This is a genomic window from bacterium (assembly GCA_024226335.1).
Taxonomy (GTDB): Bacteria; Myxococcota_A; UBA9160; order SZUA-336; family SZUA-336; genus JAAELY01.
Window position 1 is genome coordinate 22,584 of record JAAELY010000529.1, and the last position, 21,350, is coordinate 43,933.

General features: G+C 62.3%; 18 protein-coding genes. 7 read left to right on the forward strand and 11 right to left on the reverse strand.

Features of this window, described 5'->3' with window-relative positions; genetic code table 11:
• Nucleotides 1–48 precede the first annotated feature (48 nt).
• Both GY725_25625 and GY725_25630 read right to left on the reverse strand, forming a co-directional pair.
• On the reverse strand, nucleotides 49–3,447 hold the full coding sequence (locus GY725_25625) for a hypothetical protein (protein MCP4007575.1): 3,399 nt from the start codon (nucleotides 3,445–3,447) through the stop codon (nucleotides 49–51).
• A gap of 21 nt (nucleotides 3,448–3,468) precedes the next feature.
• Nucleotides 3,469–4,488: a TonB family protein gene (locus GY725_25630; GenBank protein ID MCP4007576.1), complete on the reverse strand. Its 1,020-nt coding sequence runs from the start codon at nucleotides 4,486–4,488 to the stop codon at nucleotides 3,469–3,471.
• 480 nt (nucleotides 4,489–4,968) lie between these two features.
• Here GY725_25630 and GY725_25635 point away from each other — a divergent pair, with 480 nt between their 5' ends.
• From GY725_25635 to GY725_25650, 4 genes are all read left to right on the forward strand, one after another.
• Nucleotides 4,969–6,291: a hypothetical protein gene (locus GY725_25635; GenBank protein MCP4007577.1), complete on the forward strand. Its 1,323-nt coding sequence runs from the start codon at nucleotides 4,969–4,971 to the stop codon at nucleotides 6,289–6,291.
• A 183-nt stretch (nucleotides 6,292–6,474) separates the two neighbouring features.
• The gene (locus GY725_25640; protein MCP4007578.1) at nucleotides 6,475–7,200 is read left to right on the forward strand and encodes an NRDE family protein; all 726 of its coding nucleotides are present in this window, start codon (nucleotides 6,475–6,477) and stop codon (nucleotides 7,198–7,200) included.
• A 24-nt stretch (nucleotides 7,201–7,224) separates the two neighbouring features.
• Nucleotides 7,225–7,545 (forward strand): hypothetical protein, encoded by a 321-nt coding sequence (locus GY725_25645; GenBank protein MCP4007579.1) that lies wholly within the window; start codon nucleotides 7,225–7,227, stop codon nucleotides 7,543–7,545.
• Nucleotides 7,546–7,598: 53 nt separating this feature from the next.
• On the forward strand, nucleotides 7,599–8,636 hold the full coding sequence (locus GY725_25650) for a radical SAM protein (protein ID MCP4007580.1): 1,038 nt from the start codon (nucleotides 7,599–7,601) through the stop codon (nucleotides 8,634–8,636).
• 14 nt (nucleotides 8,637–8,650) lie between these two features.
• Here the strand turns inward: GY725_25650 and GY725_25655 are convergent, their stop codons facing one another.
• Nucleotides 8,651–9,787: a hypothetical protein gene (locus GY725_25655; protein ID MCP4007581.1), complete on the reverse strand. Its 1,137-nt coding sequence runs from the start codon at nucleotides 9,785–9,787 to the stop codon at nucleotides 8,651–8,653.
• Nucleotides 9,788–9,876: 89 nt separating this feature from the next.
• Between GY725_25655 and GY725_25660 the strand changes: the two genes are divergently transcribed.
• Together GY725_25660 and GY725_25665 are read left to right on the forward strand one after the other, a co-directional pair.
• Nucleotides 9,877–11,166 (forward strand): bifunctional folylpolyglutamate synthase/dihydrofolate synthase, encoded by a 1,290-nt coding sequence (locus tag GY725_25660; GenBank protein ID MCP4007582.1) that lies wholly within the window; start codon nucleotides 9,877–9,879, stop codon nucleotides 11,164–11,166.
• 51 nt (nucleotides 11,167–11,217) lie between these two features.
• The gene (locus GY725_25665) at nucleotides 11,218–12,282 is read left to right on the forward strand and encodes a MaoC family dehydratase (protein MCP4007583.1); all 1,065 of its coding nucleotides are present in this window, start codon (nucleotides 11,218–11,220) and stop codon (nucleotides 12,280–12,282) included.
• Nucleotides 12,283–12,304: 22 nt separating this feature from the next.
• On the opposite strand, the gene GY725_25670 is transcribed toward GY725_25665, so the two are convergent.
• The 3 genes from GY725_25670 to GY725_25680 all read right to left on the reverse strand — a co-directional run bounded on the left by GY725_25670 (nucleotide 12,305) and on the right by GY725_25680 (nucleotide 15,738).
• Nucleotides 12,305–13,234 carry a hypothetical protein gene (locus GY725_25670; GenBank protein ID MCP4007584.1) on the reverse strand — a complete coding sequence of 310 codons (930 nt, stop codon included), beginning with the start codon at nucleotides 13,232–13,234 and terminating at the stop codon, nucleotides 12,305–12,307.
• A 9-nt stretch (nucleotides 13,235–13,243) separates the two neighbouring features.
• On the reverse strand, nucleotides 13,244–14,059 hold the full coding sequence (locus tag GY725_25675) for a glucose 1-dehydrogenase (GenBank protein ID MCP4007585.1): 816 nt from the start codon (nucleotides 14,057–14,059) through the stop codon (nucleotides 13,244–13,246).
• Between the two features lie 74 nt (nucleotides 14,060–14,133).
• On the reverse strand, nucleotides 14,134–15,738 hold the full coding sequence (locus GY725_25680; protein MCP4007586.1) for a thiamine pyrophosphate-binding protein: 1,605 nt from the start codon (nucleotides 15,736–15,738) through the stop codon (nucleotides 14,134–14,136).
• 179 nt (nucleotides 15,739–15,917) lie between these two features.
• Between GY725_25680 and GY725_25685 the strand changes: the two genes are divergently transcribed.
• Nucleotides 15,918–16,643, forward strand: a complete 726-nt coding sequence (locus GY725_25685; protein MCP4007587.1) for a dienelactone hydrolase family protein — start codon at nucleotides 15,918–15,920, stop codon at nucleotides 16,641–16,643.
• Nucleotides 16,644–16,677: 34 nt separating this feature from the next.
• Here GY725_25685 and GY725_25690 read toward each other — a convergent pair whose 3' ends face one another.
• From GY725_25690 to GY725_25710, 5 genes are all read right to left on the reverse strand, one after another.
• Complete coding sequence (locus tag GY725_25690; protein ID MCP4007588.1) at nucleotides 16,678–17,757, reverse strand: methyltransferase domain-containing protein; 1,080 nt, start codon at nucleotides 17,755–17,757, stop codon at nucleotides 16,678–16,680.
• An 84-nt stretch (nucleotides 17,758–17,841) separates the two neighbouring features.
• Nucleotides 17,842–18,960, reverse strand: coding sequence for a DUF362 domain-containing protein (locus tag GY725_25695; protein MCP4007589.1), 1,119 nt, complete (start codon nucleotides 18,958–18,960; stop codon nucleotides 17,842–17,844).
• A gap of 18 nt (nucleotides 18,961–18,978) precedes the next feature.
• Entirely contained in the window at nucleotides 18,979–20,127 is a 1,149-nt protein-coding gene (locus GY725_25700) for an acyl-CoA dehydrogenase (protein ID MCP4007590.1), read from the reverse strand.
• Between the two features lies 1 nt (nucleotide 20,128).
• A complete protein-coding gene (locus tag GY725_25705) occupies nucleotides 20,129–20,908 on the reverse strand; it encodes an enoyl-CoA hydratase (GenBank protein MCP4007591.1) in 780 nt (259 codons plus the stop codon).
• Nucleotides 20,905–21,348, reverse strand: a complete 444-nt coding sequence (locus tag GY725_25710; protein MCP4007592.1) for a DUF4442 domain-containing protein — start codon at nucleotides 21,346–21,348, stop codon at nucleotides 20,905–20,907. Before GY725_25710 ends, GY725_25705 begins: the two co-directional genes overlap by 4 nt.
• Nucleotides 21,349–21,350: the final 2 nt, after the last annotated feature.

A 21,350-nucleotide genomic window follows, 5' to 3' on the forward strand; every position in this document is an offset into this window, starting at 1 on the left:
CACCCAAAGGATATGCAGTGTAGGGGGAGTCTGTAGGGTCGAATGAATTCACAGGTTCTTCCAGAAATTGCTGAACGCACCGCATTTGATGCGTGCGAAACCATCTTTCGAAGGCGGGCTGCGATCCCCGTTCAGTTCGATGGCCGTTTCCGTACTCAGATCGAATCGCGCATCGAGAGACCCATCGAAGTCCGAGTCTTCATCCTGGGTTCGGGCGGTTCCGTTCACGTAACTAACCCACACATCGGGCTTGTGATCGGCATTGGTGTCGGCGTCGAATCGAGTCTGCACACCTTCACTGAATACCTGTCGGCGATCTGCGTAGCCGTCCTTCGTCGTGTCTTCGAGGCTGATCTGTGCAATGCCCGAGACGAAGCTCGTGCTCGTGCGGGGTGTGCACCGGAAGATCGGGTTGCCGTCTGTTTCGAAGCGAGTCAGGCGGTCGGGGCGTTTGTTGCAATTGGTGTCTTCTTCCTGCACCAGGATTTCACCGGAATCGCCAAAGTGGAAGACCATGTTCGGCGTTTTGCAGCGTCCGCGTGCCTCGGCCTGAATCACCTTGCGCTCACCTTCGTAGAATTCCCAGACATCGACGATCTTGTTTGCATTCGTGTCGACTTCGCGGCGCGTAACTTCGGTGCCCTCGAGAAAACTCCAGGTGTCGAACTTGCAGTCTGAATCGGAGTCCACAATGTCCTGCTTGAGAGCGCCTTTCGAGTCGAAAACCTGTCGGTGGTCAAAGCAGCCGTTGCCGTTCGAGTCCTCTACCACGTCGGTCAGCACTCCGGCTGCGAAACGCGTGACTCGGTTCGGCTTGCCGTCACCTTCTGGATCCTCGATCTGCTCGGAGGGGCGGCCTTTGCCGTCGAACTTGACGATCAGGTCGACTTTCTCGTCGTGGTCGGTGTCTTCGCGCTTGCGCGTCACGCTTCCGTTCGCAGCCAGATCGAGCCACTGGTCCACTTTGCCATCGCCGTTCGTGTCGAGTTCCTGTCCTGTCTCCGTGCCTCCAGACATCAGGACTCGAGCTTCGAAGCTGCCGTCGAAATCCGCGTCCTTCTCCACGCGGTAGGGTTCGGACTCACCGGGTTTGAAGTGCGACACGATATCGATCTTCTCATCGCCGTTCGTGTCGTTCTCGATGCGAGTGCGTTTTCCGGCCAGGAAGAAGGTCGAGGTCTCGAAGCGTCCATCGCTATCGAGATCGGCCTTTTGACTGGCGACCAGGTCGTTCTCGAAGATTGAGATCGCGTCGACTGTGCCGTCGTGATTCGTATCTTCTTCCTGGCGTTGACGCTTCCCGCCCGCCATCAAGAGCATGGTGTCGAAGACGCCGCTGAAGTTCGTGTCGGTCTCGATGCGTTTCGCCTCGCCGCCTTTGTAGTGCGCAAGCATGTCGTTCTTGCCGTCGAAGTCCCGGTCCTCGAGTTGTTGCGTCTGCACGCCGGCCTCATACTTCTTGACCACGTCCGCTGTGCCGTCGGAATTCGTATCGAGTTTTTCCTCGCGGGGCTTCCCGCCGGCGTCAAAAACCGACCACTGATCCGTCTTGCCATCCCCTTTGGTGTCGCGCTCCTGACGGACGAGCTTCGCGCCTTCGAAAAAGCTGATCGTCTCGGGATGGCCATCCTCGTCTTCGTCGCGCTCTTCCTTGACGCGAATCTCACCGGTCGCGTCGTACTCGACCCGGCCCTGTACAAGTCCGTCTCCGTCGGGATCGAGCTCGACGACGCTGCGCTTTCCGTTCAAGTACGTGGTCGTAGCCTCGAAGACGCCGTTGAAGTCATCGTCACTGCGATCGCTGACGATCTCGCCCTTGTCGTTGTACTTGGCTGTGTAATCCGTCTTGCCGTCGTGATTGCGGTCTTCAGTCACGCCTGTGGCGACTTCACCCGCTAGCGTAGCCACCGAATCGGGTTTGCCGTCGAAGTCAGTGTCCCTTTCCAGTGACGTGCGTTTTCCGTCCTCGAAGCTGGTCCAGGAGTCGACGCGACCATCGGAGTTCGTGTCCTCCAGAACACGCGTCGGTCGACCTTCTGGGTCAAGTGTCGCGTAGGTGTCGGGTTTGCCGTCACCCGTGGTGTCTCTTTCCTGTTTCTCCAGCACGCCCTTGTGGTAGAAGTTCCAGAGTTCGACGCGTCCGTCGAAATCGGCATCGCTTTCCTGCTGGCTCGTAACTCCATCCTTCAGTACTTCGACGAAGTCGACGTTGCCATCGGCGTTCCGATCCTGCTCCCTGCGCGCGGGTTTGCCGTCCTTCATGCGCAGCCTCAGATCGAATCGGGTATCGCCGGTCGTGTCTTCGCGCTGCTCTAGCAGGGTTTCTCCGTCGAAGTCGTACTGCGCGTCGACCTTTCCGTTGAAGTCGCGATCCTCTTCCTGGCTCACCCGGACACCTTTCAGGTATCCGATCCAGGTATCTACTGCGCCGTCCTTGTTCGTGTCGAGCTCGTGCTTCTTGATCGCTCCGTCGTCGAAGGTTCGAATACTCTCGACCTTTCCATCGCCGTCCATGTCTCGTGTCTCGCGCGCGATGATGTCGTTCTCGTAGAAACGCTCGGTATCGACATTGCCGTCGGCGTTCCCATCGACTTCTTCGCGAATGCGGACTTCGTTCGCGTCGTAGTGCACGATGATCTCGGTCTTGCCGTCGCCGTCGGCGTCTCGCTCCTGACGCAATCGTTTTCCCATATTGAAGAACAGGGTCGTTTCACGGCGGCCGTCGTGATCGGTGTCGATTTCCTCGCGCTCGATCCGCTCGTCCTTGAATCGGGAAATGCGGTCGAATTTCCCGTCGGCGTTGCTGTCGGTTTCCGTTCTCACCTTCACGGCGGCCTCGTAGACGATGCGCGTGTCGATGCGTCCGTTGCGACTCGTATCGAGTTCCTCGAGTTCCTTCTTCTGGTCAGCGCCGATCGTTGCGCGGCTCTCGACTCGCCCGTCCTCGTCCTCGTCGATCAGGATCTGATGAAGCCTGTCGTCGACGTATAAACGGGTCTCGTTGGGCTTGCCGTTCCCGTCGGGATCTCTTTCGAGCTTGACCCGCCGACCCGATTTAAAGAACAGCACCGTGTCCTGCTGGCGGTCGCCGCTCGTATCTTCTCGCTGAACGCTCGGCTTTCCGTTCTCGTCGAGCTCGATCCAGAGATCGATCTTTCGGTTGAAATCGCGATCTTCCTCCTGGCGCACGAGTTTCTTGTTCTCGAAGAACTGCCAGAGGTCGATCTCGTGGTCGAAGTTCGTGTCCTTCTCGATGCGCACGACCGCTCCGTCGACGAGATGTTCCCACTGGTCGACGTACTTGTCCTTGTTCGTGTCGCGTTCGATCCGCATGAGCAACTCGTTGTCATCGTAGAGATGCGAGATGGGACGTGCGTCCTGCGCTGCGCTGATTCCGGCGTATACGAGCGCCGCTCCCACGAAGACGAGGAATCGAAACGAGTTCATCGAAAGGCAACCACCGTGGAATTACTTGGAAGTGAAGTTGGCGGAGATGTTCTTGTTGATGATGTAGTGGATCGACTTGGGGGGAGGAGGGAAGGGACTGGCTCGGCGGAAGGCCGCGAGGCAGGTCTCTCCTAGAACGTCATTGCTGGCGGAAGAGACCGAAACGCTATGCGCGGAACCGCCGCGGTCGATGCGGAAACGCAGCTTTACCCTGCCGCCTGTCGAATCCTCCCAGCGGGCGTAGACGCGGCGTTCGATCTCCTTGAGGTACTGCACGCAGATCGGGTCATTCCTGCAGTCCTTCTCTTCACCGGAGAGCACACCGCGATCGCCGTCTCCCTTCAGGAAGCGGTCCGACGTGCCCGACTCGATATCCGCGACTTCGGCGCCTTCGACATCACCGGCAACGGCGTTGTTGGAGATCACGCCGCGGGTCAATGTGGGCGCCGTCACGCTCGCAGCCTTGGCGGTGACGGTCGGACTCGCCGCTTTGAGCCTGCGCGGGCCGGCCGTGGGTTTGGCGGCCTGGATCTGGGTGATCGATTTCGGCTGCGATATTTGCACCGGTTGCGGGACGGCCTCGCGCTCGGAGAACACGCTCACGTTCTTGGTAACGACCTGCTTGTGCTCGATCTGCTTGGGCGCTTCGGTCAGTTTTATGGGTTCAACTTCGACCCGCTTGACCTGATCGAGCACGGGCACCGGTTTTACTTTGGTGATTTCTCTTTGGACGAGCTGCTTGTGCAATTGCACGGACGCGTCGAGTACGCGCTGTTGGAGCACCTTCCGGCGCAACTTTGGAGGCTCGGGTTTCTTCTCCTCGAGCATCTTCACGACGACCGTCTCTTCCTTCTCGATCACTACGCCGACGATCATGTCCCAGAAAAGCAGCAGGAGGATCCCGTGGATCAGTAGCGAGATCAGCATCAAGGTACGACGGGCCGTCGTACCCTTCTCCCGCGCGAGCGGGTCGTAGCGGGGGAGCGTCGCGGCGAACTCCGCCGTGATCTCCGAACCGTGGATCGCACCTTGATCGACCATCAGAAGCTTGGAGTTCCTTTCTGAGCTTTCTCTTCGGAATTCGACAAAAAAATTCCTGCGCAGGATCCGCGCACCCGACCCGCTCCGTCTGGACCTGCGAGTGGTTTCAACCGGCAAGTTCTCAGCAGAGGACGCGCTAGAGGCGCGCCGGTCAAGCGCCTTCCCGATCCGGAAAAGAACCGGAAACGGACGTGTAAAGTACCGGGTTCGTAGCGCTTTTCCCAGTCCGATCGGTACCGGGAAGAGAGCCTGGCGGAGGGGTCCCGAACGTCTCGAACAGCCTCGCCAGGAGTGTCGTTCGCTTGACAATCGCGCGCCGCCCCATAACCTCGATCGGGAGTCGGCGACGCCGCCGGCCCTTGAGTCACCCTCCCGCAGGACCGATCCAGAGTGAAGTAGAATGCCCGGACCGCAGAACCCGGGCCTTTGGAAGTACTCGCGAACAGATCCGGTCGAATCGGCCGGGCCGAGGAGGGTGAATTGGGGCTCACGCTGATCCAGCGCAGCTCGGGGCACAAGCCTCCCAAGAACCCCAAGATCGCCCTGGTACTCGCGGGGGGCGCCGTTACGGGCGGGGCCTTCAAGGTCGGCGGTCTGAAAGCGCTCGACCAGTTTCTCGTGGGGCGCAGCGTCAACGAGTTCGACCTCTACGTAGGTCTATCGGCAGGTGCGTTCCTGGCCACCTCACTTGCCGCGGGCATCACTCCCGACGAGATGATCGGCGCGCTCGAGGGGACTTCCGACAATCTGGCGCAGCTGCGCCCGATCGATTTCTACAGTCCGAACATCGGCGAAATGCTCGGTCGAACAGCTGTTTTCTCGACGATGCTCGCGGGCTATCTGCCCGGCATGTTGATTGATCTGTTCTCGGTATTGCCCGAGTTGCCTTCGCGCATGGGACCCGCCGCGCGACGTATGATCGAGGAGCCCAGTTACACGCACCTCGAAGCGTTGCTCCTGCAGCTGTACGAGGAAGTGTCTCCGAAGCGTGAGGTTCCGTCGCTGTCGCGGCTGATTCCATCGGGTCTGTTTGACAACGCACCCCTCGAGCGCTGGCTTGCGAAGAACATGCAGGCCGTCGGAACGCCCAATCACTTTGCGGATTTCTATCGCGAGACCGGACGAAAGCTCTACATCACCGCCACGAATCTGGACACGGCGGAACGGGTGGTGTTCGGTCCCGAGAATGACCACGGTGTTGCCATTTCCGAGGCGGTGCAGGCCTCGAGTGCGCTACCGGGATTCTTCAAGCCCGCCCGTCTCAACGGCGTGGACTACGTCGACGGGGCCGTGCGCCGCACCGCGAACATCGATGTGGCGGTGGAGCAGGGCGCCGACCTGGTCATCTGTTACAACCCCTTCCGCCCCTATCTGAACCTGCCCGATGAGGACGAGGGCAAGGCTCGCAGCTTCCTGGCCGATCGCGGCATGAGAACGGTCATCAACCAGGTGTTCCGAACCCTTTTGCACACGCGTCTGGCAATGGGCCTGCGTTCCTATCTGCACGACGATCGCTTCCGGGGCGACATCCTGGTGATCGAGGCGCGCGAGACGGACGAGCAGTTTTTCGACCTCAATCCGCTGGTTTTCTGGAAGCGGGCTGACGCAACGCGGCACGGCTATGAGTCGGTCCGCCGCACGCTGCTCGATTCCGAGGAGGTGCTGAGCGAGGTCCTGGACCGCTACGGTCTGGAATTCCGCGTTCCTGAAGCCGAGCGCGCGGCACCCTCATCGGAGGACCGCGAAGCTGCTCCCGGCTCCGAGCCAAAACTTCGAGTCGTCCGGAATCGCGAGGCCGGCTGAGCGCACGCCGCCCTGTTGAGGTCAAAAGCCCTGAATCTAGAAGGGCTTTCCCATCTTGCCGGGGAGTTGCACCCTTGAGGCGAGATTCTGCACGTGCTAGAATGCGCTCCAGGTCGACCGTATCGCGCCTCCGGCACTGGATCTGCGGAACTTATGTGCACCCTGATTCTTCTGGATCGTGTCGTGCGCCAGTTTCCCATCGTCGTGGCTGCGAATCGGGACGAGTTCTTTGCACGGCCGGCGGGTCCTCCCGCCATCAGTGCTGAAAACGAAGCGGGTCGGCCAAAAATCATTGCCCCCCAGGATCTCGAAGCTGGGGGCACCTGGATGGGATTGAATTCGGCCGGCTTGTTCGTCGGACTCACAAATCGACCGACGGAAGCAATTCGCGAGAATCGCCGCTCTCGAGGCCTGCTGGTACGGGATGCCCTGAGCGCCAATCGCGCAATTCAGGTCGCTGACGAGATGAAGGAGAGGAAAAACCGCGTGGAGGGGACGTACAACCCATTCCATCTGCTCTACAGCGATGGTTCCCAGGCGTTCCTGACGTGGCTCGACGAGACGGGTGTCCGTACCCGGGAACTCGAACCCGGCGTCCATGTGGTCTGCAATCGCGACGAGGACGATCCCAGTTCGGCCAAGACCGCAAGCATACGCCGAGCGGTGGAGGCGATTCCCCTCTCGGACCCGATCGAAACGGTTCTGAAGGGGCTCACAAAGGTGCTGGGATCCCACCCGAATCCGGACCGCCCGCTCGAGAATGCCTGCGTCCACACGGCCGAATACGGCACCCGCTCTTCTTCCCTGATCGCCGTGGGCGATTCGGGGTCGATCTACCGCTACTCGCACGGCGCCCCGTGCGAATCAACATACGAAGATATCACTCGCCTGCTGGATGAACTCCACTAGGCATCGAACGATCGAGGTACGGAAATGAGACGAATCGGAAGCAACCTGCGCCCAGCGGATCAGAAGCCCCAGCGGAATCTCCGCAACATCATTCGTTACAACGACAAAGAGAAGCCGCGTAACGACTATCCGAAGCGCATCATCTCGCCAACGCTCCCCAAGGAGTGCTGCAAAGACGAGAATCGCGATCTCGTCGGCAACATCAAAGAGATCGACGGTTTCAAGTTCTGCTACAAGATCTGCCGCGAGTGCGGACATGCGGTTCGCTATTTCTACCCGGCGATCACGACCAATGACGAGGCCGTCCGCGAGTACCGCGCCTGGAAGCGGTACATGGTTCAATAGAACCGGTATTCCCGCCCAGCGAGACGACCGAAGCGCTTCGGGGAGACGACCCGTTGTCCACGGTTTCTGAACGGTTTTCCATCCTGCGAGAAGAGTTGCGCTTCCTCACACCGCGCAAGCTGTACAACCGCGCGATGGAAACGATCGGGCCCAAGCTCAAACTGACCCGGCTTCCATACGGCCCGACCAAGATCACGGTCGAGTCGGGAAACGTGTGCAATCTGCGCTGTCCGCTTTGTCCCACGGGCCAGGGTGATCGCAATACGGCCCGGGGCATGATGCCCTACGAGACTTTCGAGAAGCTGCTCGACCAGGCGGGGAAGGATCTGATCACGGTTCGGCTCTACAACTGGGGCGAGCCGTTGCTCAACAAAGACCTGATCCGCATGTGCGAACTCGCGTATGCCCGGCGCGTGTCGGTGAAGATCTCGTCCCACCTGAACAACCTGACCCCCGAACTGGCCGAGAGCCTGCTACGGGCAAAGGTGAAGAAGATCTACATCTCCGCCGACGGTGCGACCCCCGAGAGCTACGCCATTTACCGAAGGGGTGGCGACTTCGAAACCGTGATGAACAACATCAAGATGCTCATCGCCATGAAGAAGCGGATGAAGGCGCACTTCACGCGCGTCATCTGGCTTTTTCACGTATTCAGTCACAACGAGCACGAAGTCGGGACCGCCCGCAAGCTCGCTGAGGATCTGGGAATCAAGTTGCAGCTCAATGTCGCGCGTACCGACATGGGCAAGGAGATCTTCGAGACCGCCGAACAGGCGCTGGAGCGAGACGGCCACTGGTTGCCGACAGATGACGAGTTCTGTGCCTACGATCGCGACGAAAAGCAGGCGCAACGTGAGGTCATGTGCACGCTGCCCTGGAAGGACTCAGCCGTGAATTGGGACGGTAAGGTCCTGGCGTGCTGCAGTGTGTTCAATGAAGAGCACGCGTTTGGTGACATACACGAGGCGTCTTTTCGCGAAGTCTGGAACGGCCAGGCCTACGTAGAGGCACGCCGCGAAATCGTCGGTCAGTCACCTACGCAGGACACAATCTGCAAGACCTGCAAACACAACGGCTATCTGTTCGCGTAGTCGTCCGGCTCGTATCAGGGACTGAGTTCGAACGCGAGAGGGTTTCGCAGCAGAGACCCGTCCGCTCCATCGATCCATTCGGTCTTGTCGTTCAGCCGTCCGTAGAACTCCAGTTCGCGACGCGCACGCCTCCGCTGCTGTGAACGCTGCGTCAGGCCGAGCGACGACGCCTGGCCCGGGTCCAGTAGCGAGACGCCCGATTTGTCCAGGCGCACGGGTCGAAGCGCCGGCAGTTCGAGTCGTTCGAGCTGATGGGCTTTGATCCACACCTCTTGCGCCTGTTCCTCCGGAAGATCGAAATGGATGCACTTTGCGTCGCGTCGCGTCCGGACGACCCAGGCCTCGCCCACGTGTTCGACATGACGCCCGAGCTTGAAGGCGGCGTTGGCGGCACGCCGGGCGTCGCGTTGTCGAATCTCGCGGAACGCGGATAGGATGAATTCAATGGCCTCGTGAACCTCCTGGCGATCTGCATTCGCTCCCAGGTAGAGGCGCAGGAAGCGCACGCGCTCGCTCGTGCTCAGACACGGTTCGCGCCGGACGAGCTTCGCCAGAAGAGTGAGACCGCGCTCGCGCCGAAGCGGCTTGCCCACCGAGCAGCGCTCGAAGTCGATGAGCGCGAAGTGTCCATCGGCAAAGACCAGGAAGTTGTTCGTCGAGTAATCGTCCTGATCGATTCCCGCATCGTGGACCTGTCGTGTGAAGACCGCGAAACTCTCGATCAGGGCGCGTCGACGCTCGGGTGAGAGTTCCGGGTCGCGGATCTCGGCGCGGACGTCGCGCGCCGGAAGCTCCTGGATGACCGAGAAGCTGCGCGAAAGGATGCCGAATCGGCGCTCTTCTCCGACCGCGAGCGGGACGGCTGCTTCGAAGCCCCGTTCCACCACCTGGCGGGCAATCTTCGACTCGCGTCGCGCCTTCGACGGCCGAAACGCGTAGCGCCAGCGCTGGCCGCGCGGCAGGCTGAAGACCTTCACGAACAGGCCGGGCTCCTCGCCAGCCGCTGCCAGGCGATACAGGCGTTTGCGCCCACCGGCTTCGCGCGCGACACTGCCCGGGCCGCTCAACACGGCATCGGGATCGGAAAGCAGGGTGCGCAGTCGCGGAGACGGCTCCCCTTCCACCCACCAGCGCAAGCGTGTCCCTTTCAAGGGAATGGTACCGGGGCGCGTTTCAACGCCGGCACCGACGGAACGAGTCGCAGTTGAGTCTCGACCACGGTCTGCGAAGGCTAGCAAAAATGAAGCTCCAAACGCTGCAGGATGCCGAACTCTACCTGGACGGTTTCGTCAATCGAGAACGTCAGGTGAGCTACGACTACGAGCGCCTGGGACTGGGGCGGATCGAGGCGCTACTCGGAGCGCTCGGGAATCCGCACAAGGGACTGCCTTGTATTCACGTCGCCGGGTCCAATGGCAAGGGTTCTGTGGCGTTGGCCGCCGAGCAGCTCCTGCGTGCGGCCGGCTGCCGGACCGGAACATTTACTTCTCCCCACCTCGAATCGTGGCGAGAGCGCTTTCGCATCGCCGGCGAGCCGGTCCAACCCGAGCGACTGGTCGAGGCGTTGAACGCGATGCAACCGGGCCTGGAGCGACTGCGGGCGGATCCGGCGCTCTGTCCGAGTTTTTTCGACGTATCGACAGCCCTCGCGCTATGGCTGTTCCGCGAGTCCGGCGTCGACGCGGGCGTCATCGAGGTCGGGCTCGGCGGCCGGATTGATTCCACGAATCTGGTGGAGTCGTCGGTTGCGGTCGTGACGTCGATCGAGCTCGAACACACCGACAAGCTCGGCGATACACACGAGCAGATCGCCAGCGAAAAGGCGGGCATCGCCAAACCCGGAGTTCCCCTGCTTCACGGACCGCTCAGTCCCGAAGCCTGGGGCGCGGTGGCCGCGGCAGCTGTCGCCCAGGATGCGCCGCTGGAAGAAGTCGAGTTGCGCGAGTCCGTGCTGGACGCGAACGGCGTGCGCTTTCAGATGGCGGATGGTCGAACCGTTCACAGTGGCGTGCTCGGCGATCACCAGGCGACCAATCTGGCCCTGGCGATCCGCGCGGTGGAACTCTTCCTGGGGCGCGATCTCAGTGCGAAGGAACTCAGCGCGCTCGCCGATCTGAAGTTACCGGCGCGTCAGGAGCGCATCGGTCGGGTGATTCTCGACTCCGCGCATACGACCGGAGCGGCCGCATCACTGGCTCGCACACTCGATCGCATCGCGCCTTCGGACCCGCGCGTACTCGTGGTTTCGATCTCCAGCGACAAGGACGCGGCCGGAATGCTTCTGGAACTGGGGCGCGGTGCGCGCGCATGCGTGGTCACCACCGTGGAACCGACTCGTTCCCGGGATCCCGAGGAGTTGCTGCCGATCGCCTGGGCTTCGGGGATCGAACAGGTCGAGGCCGTGCCCGAACCGATCGCTGCGCTCGAGCGTGCACTCGAACTGGCGGGCGAGGATGCGTGGCTGGTCGTGGCCGGATCCGTGTATTTCGCGGGAGCCGTCCGAGAGCATTTATTGGCAAAGGTGCAGTAGACTGCGCGCGCGCCACTCGGGTGCGCGTTTCTGGAACTGGAGGTATTGGCGGTGGCGTTGATTCGAAAAAAGACAGGAAACTTCCTCGAGGATTTCCGGCTCGGCCAGGTATTTCGCCACAAAGGCGGCCGCACGATCAGCGAGGGTATGACCGCCCACTTCACGGATTTCTCGTTCACCGCAAATCCGCTGCACAAGAACCTGCGTTACGCGCAGATCTACGGCTACGACGCGATGCCGGTGACCAGCGGTCTGGTGATGGTGGTCGCGTTCAGTCAGACGGTCGAGGACATCAGCGAGAACGCGCGGGCAAATCTCGAGTACATCGACATGCGTTTCGGTGCGACGGTCTACGTCGGTGACACGATTGAGACCGAGACTGTGATTCTGGGTGTCAAGCCTTCTAGTAGTCGTCCAGAACTGGGCGTCGTCCACGTGCAGAGCGTAGCCCGCAAGCAGACCGGCGAGATCGTGTTGGCCTACGAGCGCAAGGTCCAGGTCTTCAAGGACGACATGGATGCCGAACTCGATGCTGGACAGATAGAAGCAACCTCGGTTGATGTGGAGCTGGAGCTGCCCGCGTACGATCCCAATGCCGGTTATGCCGAACTCGCACATCTGTCGAATGACGACACCTACTTCGAGAGCTTCAATCCCGGCGATACGATTGAACACTCGCGCGGACGCACGATGACCGACGAGCACATCTTTCTCACGGGCATGCTCGACAACACCTCACAGGTGCACTGCAACCAGGCGATGATCGACCGCGACCCGGATCGCTATCTGGGCGGGCAGCTGGTCGTATTCGGTGGCATCCCCTTTACGCTTTGTCTGGGGCTCTCGAGTCCCGACATCTCAGACAACAGTCTGGGCGATGTGCGCTACGCGACCGGCAAACACACCGCGCCGATCTTCTCGGGCGACACGGTCTTCACCTCGACCGAGATCACGGGCAAGCGCGACTATCCGGGGCGCGACGACCTGGGAATCATCGAAGTCAATCTGCGCGGTCACAAGTTTCAGCGCGACGGAGGCGACGAGAAGCGCGTCGAGATCTTCTATCTCGAGCGCGAGATCGCGATCAAGCGACGCTCGCACTACGCCAAAGGCTGAACGCGGCGGGAGCCCTCCCGAGCTACGGCGTGAGGCCTTCGATGCGCCCGTACGCGCGCAAGACCTGCAGTGTGTGCAGGGCTTCGTGCCCGCGCCAATCGCGCAGCGCCTGTTGCCAGGCCTCGGGATAGGCCGGTCCCCAGCTCCAACGCGGTTCCCAGTAGCCTTGCTCGCTCTGACGCGCGATCTCTTCGTCGAGGCTCGCCTCGATTTCGTCGGCGAGGGACTCGGCGAGCCAGGCTTCCGGGGACTCGGCGAGCCACCAGACCGGAAAGTGCCCGCTTGCCAGGGCGGCCGGGTCGAGATCGAGGATGCGCCGAGCATCACTGCGCAGACGCGTCTCGATGGCAGCGCGAACTTCGCCCGGAGTCACGGCTCCGAGGCGCAGATAGCACAGGGAAACATAGGGAGGCGGCGCTCCGGCGATATTCTGGAGCCGCTCCAAGGCCAGGGAGGTCAGCGTTTTCAGAAGGGCCGCGGGAATCTGCTCGGCGTGCTCGTGGAAGAACGCGATGATGTCGGCGTCCGGATTGCCCCAGACATCCTCGGGCCCCAGGGTTCCCGAGTCGCTGCGCTCCCACCACGGAGCATGGGGGTGCTCGTTCACCTGCGCAGGCACGTCTCGCCAGCCGGGTCGCTCGGGCTCGTAGCGGGCCATCAGATAGTCCAGAGCGCCACGCACCAGCGGCTCGTCTCCGGAGGCGCCGACCGGGCGTAGGAAGTAGAAGGCCGTCGCCGTTGCCGATGCCGAAGAAAGCGGCAGGCGCAGATCGGGTTCCAGGGCGTTGCCGAAGCCGCCATCGGAGTTCTGGTAGGCGGCGAGTTCCGACAGGACATCGCGTTTTTCGCCGCCCTCGAATTCCGCCAGAAACAGCGCGCGGTCCACAGGTCGCCCGTGGTCGAGCAGGTAGGTGCGCGCCCGTTCGAAGCTCCCGGTGTCGAGTTTCTTCACGTCGCCCGCCTATCCACCCGCAGTCTGTAGAGTCGAGCCTCCGTCGAGGGCGATCACCTGACCGGTGAGGTTGTGTGCGTCGTCGCTACAGAGAAACGCCGCAAGCTTGCCGATGTCCTCGGGGGTCTGCTCTCGCCCCAGCGGGGTTTGTTTGCGCACGATCTCCATGAAGACGTCGTGGGGATCCTTGTCAGCGTGTTTCGGCGAACCCTTCTGGATTCGCGAAGCAAGGACCTGCCAGGCGCGCGTGTAGAGCAACCCGGGACAGATCGCGTGCACGCGGATGTCGTCTCCAGCGAGTTCCACGGCCAGAGTGCGGGTCAGTGAGATCACCGCGGCCTTGGCGGCTCCGTAGGCGGGCATCGCCGGCGAGGGGACGAGCCCCGCTATCGAGGCGATGTTGACGATCACTCCCTGTTCCTGTTGTTTCAGATGGGCAATTGCAGTCTTGGTGCTGGCAAAGGTCGTCCGCAGGTTCAAGACCATCTGCTCGTCCCACCCCTCCTGGGCGACACCTGTGAAGGGTGGACCGTAGGCCGTAGAGGCCTTGCGATTGCCACCGCCCGCGTTGTTGATCAGGAAATCCATGCGGCCGCATCGATGTACGACCTCTTCCATCGCAGCTGCGGCCGTGAGTTCATCTGAAACATCCGCGGCGATGCCCACGTGTTCTGCGCCGAGGTCTTCGGCGCTCTCGGCCGCAGCATCTCCATCGAGATCGAGGATCGCCACGCGCGCGCCGTCTTGGGCAAGGCAGCGCGCAATACCCTCGCCGATCCCCCGTGCTCCCCCCGTGACGACCGCAACCCTGCCTTTCAGACGCATCTGCTTCCTTTCAACGCGTAAGAGCGCATTCGGCGCTGCCTACGGCTGTTCATTTCCCATCCGATTGAAAGGTCTCAGCCTGTTAGTTTCGGATCGAGTATCACGTTGAGACAGGCGGGCAAGCCGCTATCGCGCGCGCGTTCGAGGGCCGGACGGATCTGCTCCGGATCTTCGACCCGCTCGCCATAGCCACCGAGAGCCTGCGCCATCTTCTCGTAGGGTCGATCTCCGAGTACTGCAGCGGGAGTCCTGTCTTCGCCGAACATGGGGCGTTGTGAACGCTCGATCATTCCCCACAGGCCATCGTTTCCGATCACGCAGATGAAGGGGATGTCCAGGCGAACCGCCGTATCGAGTTCCATGGCACCGAAGCCGAAGGCTCCATCACCGGTCAAACAGATCACTGTATCGTCTGGCTGGGCGAGCTTGGCCCCCAGCGCAAAGGGCAGCCCCGGTCCCAGCGAACCCAGGATGCTGGCATTGGTGAGCTGTGAGCCCGGATGCTCGGCGACCAGGTGTCGCGCGGCCGCAACACCGATGTCGCCACCGTCGACACAGAAGGTGGTGTTGGCATCGGCGAATTCATTGAGCTCGTGCATCAGCCGCATGGGATGGATCGGTGTGGAACTCGACTTGAAACCGGCGGCGAACTTGGTCTTGCGCTTTTCCACCGCGCCGTCCAGCGTTGCGATCCATCCCTCTGGTGTCCGGTAACCGTCCAGGGCTCCGCCGAGCTGTTCGAGCACCAGCCGCGCATCGCCGCAGATCCCGAGGTCGAGGCCGCGGTTGTCTCCGAGGGCAGCGGAGTTGCAGTCCACCTGAATCACCTTTGCGTCGGGTGCGAACTCGCCGTAGTAGAAGGTGGCGTTGAAGCGCGAGCCGATTACGAAAACGAGATCGGATTTGAAAACACCGAGCCCCGGTGAACCGCCGTAACACTGCGGATGCGAGTCAGGCAGCAGGCCGCGAGCGGCATTTCGCGTGAAGACCGGCAAGCCCGTCTGCTCGGCGAGCTTCTGGAGTGCGTCACCCGCTCCCGACCAGAAGCTGCCACTGCCCGCGACCAGTACCGGACGTTCCGCCTGTCGCAGTAGTTCGGCTGCGCGCTCGATGTCGATCGGATTGCCCGCCGAGCGCGGCGTTTCGCGAGGACCGAAGTCCGTGCGCGCATCCTCGGGCAATGGCTTGTAGAAAACGTCCTGCGGAATTTCCAGGAAAGAGGGGCCGGGCGTAGGACCCGTCATGTGCTGAAAGGCGTTTTCGACGTACTGCGGGATGCGCTCCGTCCGGCGTATGGTCTTGGCGTAGCGAGTGTAGATCTCGGCGACGCGTAGCTGCTCCAGTTCCTGAGGAGCGCCTTTGTCATCTTCTTTCGTCGGATTGGCGCCGGTGATGCAAAGCGTAGGGGCGAGGGTTACCGAGGCATGAGCCAGGCCCGCTACCGCATTTGCAAAGCCCGGCCCCGCCGTCACCAGATAGGCCGCGGGTTTTCCGGTTCGCAGTGCCCAGCCTTCTGCCGCAAAAGCGGCCGCCTGCTCGTGCCGCGTGTCCACGACACGGATGCCCGCGTCGAGGCATCCGTCGAGCAGCGGGAAGATGTGCCCGCCGGTCAGCGTGAAGAGCGTGTCGATCCCACGCGATTTCAGATATTCGGCCAGCCAACCACCAACGGTTTCCATGCCCATCTCCTCTTTCGCCCGGGTCCGTCCCGGTCGCACTCCGCCTGCGCGAAGCGGTCAGGAAGGCAGCTTAGCAGCGATGGAGGTCGGCGTGTCCGGTGGGAATTCTCGACGACCCGTTCTGAAGATGTAGCGTCTTGCGCTGCATGGTTTCATCTGAGCCTGATTGGAGTACAGCCATGAATCCCGATTCGCACGAACTCGAGATTGAATCGGGTCGCCACGGCCCGATCAACGCTTTCCTTTCTCTGCCCCGCAAGGACGAAAGGCTCGCTCCTGGTGTGATCGTGATCCACGAAATCGTGGGCCTCAACGACGATATTCGTCGGATCAGTGAGCACTTTTCCGCCGAGGGCTACGGGGCGCTGGCACCGGATCTCTATTCGGGATCTGTGCCTCGGCCGATCTGCATCATGAAAACACTGCGGAGCCTCGCAAAAGGGGAGGGCCCCGCTCTAGATGCGCTCGAGGCCTGTCGAGCCTGGCTCGCGGCGCGGCCCGAGATCGACCCGAGTCGCATCGGGGTGGCGGGTTTCTGTATGGGAGGAGGCTTCGCGTTGATGTTCGCCGTGCGGGCACCTGTTCGCGTGGCCGCCACGTTCTACGGAGATGTGCCGCGCCGAGCGGAAGAACTCGCGGGGAGTTGCCCGGTCGTAGGCGGCTACGGTGCAAAGGATCATGTCTTCGCACCAGCCGGTCGGCGACTGGACCGCATGCTCGGCGATCTGGAAGTGGAGCGCGATGTCGTCATGTATCCGGATGTCGGCCACAGCTACATGAATCAGCACGGTCCGGTGCTGCGGCGCCTCGGCGCCATCTCGCCGATGCGAACCGGCTACGACGAGCACGCGGCCGAGGATAGTTGGCGCCGCATGCTGGCCTTCTTCGCGCGCCACCTCGAGTGAAGCTCGTTCCGCCGGCGGTTTTGATGCGCGAAAACTACGGACGCACCTCGTAGTACAGATTGGCCGGGTCTTCGAAGTCGTGAGGAATGAAGCGAGTGAAGCCCGCCTCGCGGGTCATGCGTTGCGCGACTTCGGGGTTGAAGCCCAGCGTGCCGAGGCCGGCTCCGTCGGGCTCGGACAGAGCTGAAGACATACAAGCCGATACCGAAAAGCCGTAGAACATGGCCAGCAGCGGATTGCGCAGGTTGTCTTCAAAACGCGGCTGACTGCGGATGTCCTTGATCAGCCAGGTGCCATCTGGCTGGAGCGCGCGCCGGATCGACGCGATCACGTCAGCGGGATGCGTCATATCGTGAATGCAGTCCAGCGTGATGACGAGGTCGTAGGTCGCCTCGTCCGGTAGTTTCTCGCCGCCCGCCTCGTGAAGTTCCACGTTCGCCAGCCCGCGTTTGCGCATCTGCTCGCCCGCCCGTTCGATGGCGTGCCCGCTGGGATCGTAGCCGTGAAATTCCGATGCGGGGAAGGCTTCCGCCATGGCCAGCAACGCCACGCCCGCGCCACAGCCCACGTCAGCCACGCGCGCTCCGGCGCGCAGCTTGGCCTCTACGCCGTCGAGCGCGGGGATGATCTGGGGTACGAGTGCGCGGCGGGTCCACGGTCCGAGCATGCGCTCCGTGCGATGTGCTGCGTTCGGTCCGTGATCCTGGTAGGACAGGCCGATGCCGGTGCGGAATGCGTCGGCGAGACGGTCGACCAATTCGGGACCCGAGGGAGCGCCGAAGGCTCCAGCCGCGAAGGCCGTGCTGCCTTCCTCGTCGGCGAGAACGGCCTCACCCACTTCCGAGAGTTCGAAGCGATCGCCTTCGTGATAGTTGAGCAATCGCGCGGCGGCCTGGCCGCGTAGCCACTCGAGCAGCCAGCGCTGCTTCAGCCCGGTCCGCTCCGCAAGTTCTTCAGCCGAGACCGGCCCCGCTTTCGCGAGCGCGCGGTACAGACCGAGGCGATCGCCGAGGTGGATCATCAACGAGACCATCTCGCCCTGTTTGTAGCTCCAGACATTGAAAGAAAAGGCCTGGAGTTCGGTGGGTTTGTTCGCGGACTTCTGGGCTGTCATCGGCTTCCTCCTGGAGCAAGCCTACACCGTCGGGGCGACTGTGGGTGAACGCGGTGCGCTGTCTGCGAATTTCCTCTCGCCGCATCAGCCCGGCCAGTTCACCGGCTCTCCGAAGCCGTCGAAGAGGTTGATCGAGTTCGGGTCGTTGGTTCCCAGTCCCAGACGCGCCGCCGATTCGATGTACAGGGCGCGACGAGCGATGCGCTCGATCTCTCGATCCTTTCTGGCGCCGTCGATCAGCGACAGAACGTAGGCGTCGAGCGCGACCGGATCGGTCGCAAGCAAGAGACTCTTCGGCTCCAGCTGGGGCTTCCCCCAGGGGCCGCCGTCGCAGATTGCACGCAGGGAATCGCAGAGATGAACCCGGACTTTTCCAGATATACACTCATTCGCGTATAATTCCGCGATCTGCGGATCGCCGCGATTGGCGTGCATGCGATCGGCATTGGCCGGACGAAAGGCATCCCACAGGGGTACGCAGCCGAAAAAATTCTTGAGTGCGCAGGTCATGCCCGTGACGCGATGGTCCTTGGGTACGGGGACGTTGATGATATGGTCGCAGACCTGGGTGACAATCCGCGAGACGGGCAGGCGCAGGTTCTGTGAAGGGATCTCGGCCCGAACTCGGCGATCGTATCCCAGGCCGGGAAGCCGGGGAACGGTGCACAGAACACGCGGAGTGCCTCGCGAATCGAGCGAGAAACCCGCGCGTTCCATGCCCTGATAGTAGGCGCCTTCGGGTCGTTCCAGATCGCCGTAGATGCGCATGCGCAAAGGTCCGAGGCGTCCGAGGTTGTCCCAGATGACGACATCGCGCGGCTCGATTCCGAACTCGGCCAGGCTTTCGATGAGTGCATCCACGACTTGACGGTGGGGGGCCAGGTGAACCGCGACCGTGTTGAGCTTGATCCCGACGGTGTGTCCCGGACGAAACCCGGTTAGCAGCGATGCCCAGGCACTTCGTTCATCGGGTTCGCCGGTCAGCACCGTGAGGCCACGAGCCAGCATCGCGCGAACGATCTCGCCGCGAGGTGCGCCGGAGTCAGCCAGAGCGGCATCGTCTCCGGAAATGACCAGGCGGCTCGTGGGACCCGGGACCGGTTCTGGATCTCGCCCGTCCTCTGGTCCCGGAGGCCGGGCCTCGATCCAGCGCTCGTACTCGCGCTCGCGGACTCCGCGATTGAAGAAGCCAAAACCCTTCATGTCCTGGATCTTCGTTTCCTACAGTCCGATTTCCCGCGCGATCATATCGCGTTGGAGTTCGCTCGAACCCTCGCCGAGTTCGAATACCTTGCAGTCGCGGTAAAAGCGCTGGATCGGAGATTCAGACATGAATCCCGCTGCGCCGTTGTAGTGGAGCGCGCGCTCCACGACTCGCGTGCAGGTCTCTGTCGCGAAGAGTTTCGCCATATTGGATTCGCGCCCGTGGGGCAGGCCCCGGTCAGCGGCGATGGCGGCGCGGTGACAGAGCAGGCGCGCGGCTTCGATCTGTGTCGCCATGTCTGCGACGCCAAAACGCACGGCCTGGAACGAGCCGATCGGTTGCCCGAACTGGACCCGCTCCCCGGCGTGCGCCAGAGTCGCGTCGAAGGCGGCGCGCGCAACGCCCGTGGCGAAGGCGGCTGATGCGATCCGGCCCAGGGTGAGCGTGCGCAGAGAATCCAGGAAGCCACGATGTTCCCGTCCCAGCAGATTCTCGCGCGGTATGCGGCAGTCCTCGAAGACGAGTTCCGCCATCTCCGAGGCGCGCACGCCCAGCTTCGAAAGAGATCCTGCGACGCGAAAGCCCGGCCGGTCGCGCTCCACGAGGAAGAGCGAGAGTCCCTTGAGGCGCTGCTCGGGTGCTGTGGAAGCGACCACCACCAGGAAATCCGCGATCGGCCCGTTGGTGATGAAGAGTTTCGAGCCGTTGAGTACGTAGTCATCGCCGTCGGCCACCGCACGCGTTGCGATCGAACCCGCGTCAGATCCGGCACCGGCTTCTGCGAAAGCCCACGCTCCGATCTTCTCGCCGCGCAGGCCGGGTGCCAGCCAGGTCTTTTTCAGATCTTCACTGCCGTACGCCTCGAGTGCTGCGCACGCCAGCGCCACGTGGACGTAGATCCCCAGTGCGATACCCGCCGAGCCGTAGGCCAGTTCCTCACACAGGATCGCGTAGTCCAGGTTCGTGCCGCCGGATCCGCCCGCTTCTTCGGGGAAACGCAGGCCCAGGTATCCGAGTTCACCCAGCTTCGAGAACAGGTCCAGCGGATAGCGTTCCTCGGCGTCGCAGGCGGCCGCGATCGGCTCGATTTCCTTCGCGACGAACTCCTTCAGCGTTCTCTGCAGTTCGCGTTGCTCGTCGGAGAGATAGAAGTCGGGTTCGGCCATCTCAGCTCCCCTTGAACACCGGTGCGCGCTTCTCGTCGAAGAACGCCCGGACCCCTTCCCGGTGGTCCTCGGTCTGAATGCAGTTCACCTGGGCGTGGACCTCGTAGTCGAACTCCGCGTCGCGATCCAGATCGAGCGAGCGACGAATGGCTCGCTTCGTGAATGCGAGCGCGACGGGCGGACCCTTGAGGAGCTTTTGCGCCAGCTTGTCGACCTCACCGTCGAGATCCTCGGCGGCGACTGCGCGGTGGACGAGTCCCAGCGCGAGTGCTTCTTCGGCCTTTACGAGCTTTCCCGTCATCATCATCTCGGTCGCTGCACCCAGAGGGATGAGTCGGGGCAGGTAGTACCCGGCCGACATATCGCAGCCCGCCAGGCCGATGCGCACGAACGGTGCGCCGAGCCGGATCCCGAGCGCGGCCACGCGGAAGTCGCTGGCGATCGCGAGTCCAAAGCCTCCACCCACGGTATCTCCCTGGAGTTTCGCGATTACAGGAATATCGAGATCTGCGATGCGTCGCACGGGATCCAGATAGTGATCGACGATCGGTTCCCACTCGGCGGGCTTGCGCTCGATCATCTCTGCGCGATCCGCTCCCGCACAGAAGGCGCGGCCTTCCGCGGCGAGGATGAGTACGCGATCGTCGCCGGCGCGGACCGCGTCCAGAGCTTCGACCAGTGCGTCGAGCATTTCGAATCCCAGGGCATTCATCCGTTCGGGCTGGGCCAGCGTGATCGTCGCGATACCGTCCTTGCTTTCCAGTCGCAGCGGTGCCGTCATTTTTTCGTTTCTTCCTTTTTGGGGTGAGGACGGAAGGCGTAGTCCACGTCCACTTCTGCAAGTGTCTCGCCGTCGTCTCCGGACAGCCTGGCGTTGACGGTGAGTTCCGAGCGGCCTTCTCGGGCCAGTTCATCGAGCACGCGTTGGATCTCCTTGGGTTCGACTCGCGCCGTGCCGTGGACCGCGCCGCGCGCGGGCCGTCGGTAGCGGATCTCTGCGCGTCGGGCGAAGGGGAAGGCCTGTTCGAGGGTTTCGAGTCCGGCGGCTACACCGGCCAGGGTTTCCCCAAAAGTGTAGAGCAGCCCTGCGTGGACCGTTCCTGCGAGATTCCGGTTCGCCGCGGCGTCGGGGAGAGTCATCTGCACCTCTCCGTCGACGACGCGATCGAGCGTCAACCCCAGCTCACTCGTATAGGGGATCCTGGCGAGCGTGGCGCTCATCG

Excerpts from the sequence above, each read along its gene's own strand:
- GY725_25625 (MCP4007575.1), bottom strand. The coding sequence starts at position 3,447 with ATGAACTCGTTTCGATTCCTCGTCTTCGTGGGAGCGGCGCTCGTATAC.
- GY725_25630 (MCP4007576.1), bottom strand. The coding sequence starts at position 4,488 with ATGGTCGATCAAGGTGCGATCCACGGTTCGGAGATCACGGCGGAGTTC.
- GY725_25645 (MCP4007579.1), top strand. The coding sequence starts at position 7,225 with ATGAGACGAATCGGAAGCAACCTGCGCCCAGCGGATCAGAAGCCCCAG.
- GY725_25660 (MCP4007582.1), top strand. The coding sequence starts at position 9,877 with ATGAAGCTCCAAACGCTGCAGGATGCCGAACTCTACCTGGACGGTTTC.
- GY725_25675 (MCP4007585.1), bottom strand. The coding sequence starts at position 14,059 with ATGCGTCTGAAAGGCAGGGTTGCGGTCGTCACGGGGGGAGCACGGGGG.
- GY725_25680 (MCP4007586.1), bottom strand. The coding sequence starts at position 15,738 with ATGGAAACCGTTGGTGGTTGGCTGGCCGAATATCTGAAATCGCGTGGG.
- GY725_25685 (MCP4007587.1), top strand. The coding sequence starts at position 15,918 with ATGAATCCCGATTCGCACGAACTCGAGATTGAATCGGGTCGCCACGGC.
- GY725_25690 (MCP4007588.1), bottom strand. The coding sequence starts at position 17,757 with ATGACAGCCCAGAAGTCCGCGAACAAACCCACCGAACTCCAGGCCTTT.
- GY725_25695 (MCP4007589.1), bottom strand. The coding sequence starts at position 18,960 with ATGAAGGGTTTTGGCTTCTTCAATCGCGGAGTCCGCGAGCGCGAGTAC.
- GY725_25700 (MCP4007590.1), bottom strand. The coding sequence starts at position 20,127 with ATGGCCGAACCCGACTTCTATCTCTCCGACGAGCAACGCGAACTGCAG.
- GY725_25705 (MCP4007591.1), bottom strand. The coding sequence starts at position 20,908 with ATGACGGCACCGCTGCGACTGGAAAGCAAGGACGGTATCGCGACGATC.
- GY725_25710 (MCP4007592.1), bottom strand. The coding sequence starts at position 21,348 with ATGAGCGCCACGCTCGCCAGGATCCCCTATACGAGTGAGCTGGGGTTG.